This window comes from Streptomyces europaeiscabiei (genome assembly GCF_001550375.1).
GTDB lineage: Bacteria > Actinomycetota > Actinomycetes > Streptomycetales > Streptomycetaceae > Streptomyces > Streptomyces europaeiscabiei.
In genome coordinates this window covers 1-871 of record NZ_LRTR01000697.1, presented here as the reverse complement: position 1 = coordinate 871, position 871 = coordinate 1, and the positions used below count along the sequence as shown (strand labels likewise).

Genomic DNA, 871 nt, shown 5'->3' with positions numbered 1-871 from the left:
CGGCACGGCCGGCCGCCGGCGCTGCCTCGCCGCTCGGCCTGTCCCATCTGCCCGAGTCCCGGCGGCGGGACGCGGTCGCCGATCTCGTACGGACCACCCTGGCCGCCGTGCTCGGACACGCGCCGGAGACCCCGATCCGTCCCGACACCCCGTTCACACAGCTGGGTCTCGATTCCCTGACGGCCCTCGAACTGCGCAACTCGCTCTCCCACGCGACCGGCACCACCCTGCCGGCGACCCTCGTCTTCGACCACCCCACCCCCGAAGCCGTGGTGGACCTCCTCCTGGCCGGCCTGGCTCCTGCGGAGCGGGCCGACGATCCCATGCCCATGTCCAGCACACCCCACAGCTCCGGTGCCGCGCTCGCCGACGACCCCATCGCCATCATCGGCATGGGCTGCCGCTTCCCCGGCGGCGTCGAAACCCCCGAACAGTTCTGGGACCTCCTCCTCCAGGGCGAGGACGCCATCGGCGACTTCCCTGCGGACCGCGGCTGGGACAACCTCACCGCCCTCGCCGCTTCGGACAGCACCGGCCCCGACACACCGACGTACACCCGTCGTGGTGGCTTCCTGTCCGGTGTCGGTGGTTTTGATGCGGAGTTCTTCGGGGTGTCTCCGCGTGAGGCGTTGGCGATGGATCCGCAGCAGCGGTTGTTGTTGGAGGTGTGCTGGGAGGCGGTGGAGCGGGCGGGTGTTGATCCTCGGTCGTTGCGTGGTTCGCGGGTGGGTGTGTTCGCGGGGACGAACGGTCAGGACTATCCGGCGTTGTTGAGTGTGTCGGAGGGTGACTTCGGCGGTTACGTGGGCACCGGCAACGCGGCGAGTGTGGTGTCGGGGCGGGTGTCGTACGTTCTGGGGCTGGAGGGTCC

1 protein-coding gene is annotated in these 871 nt (G+C 70.3%); it reads left to right on the top strand.

Annotated features, from left to right (window positions below; genetic code table 11):
* Positions 1-871: acyl carrier protein (locus AWZ10_RS34770; protein ID WP_167366020.1), on the top strand; the 871-nt coding region annotated here is incomplete at both ends.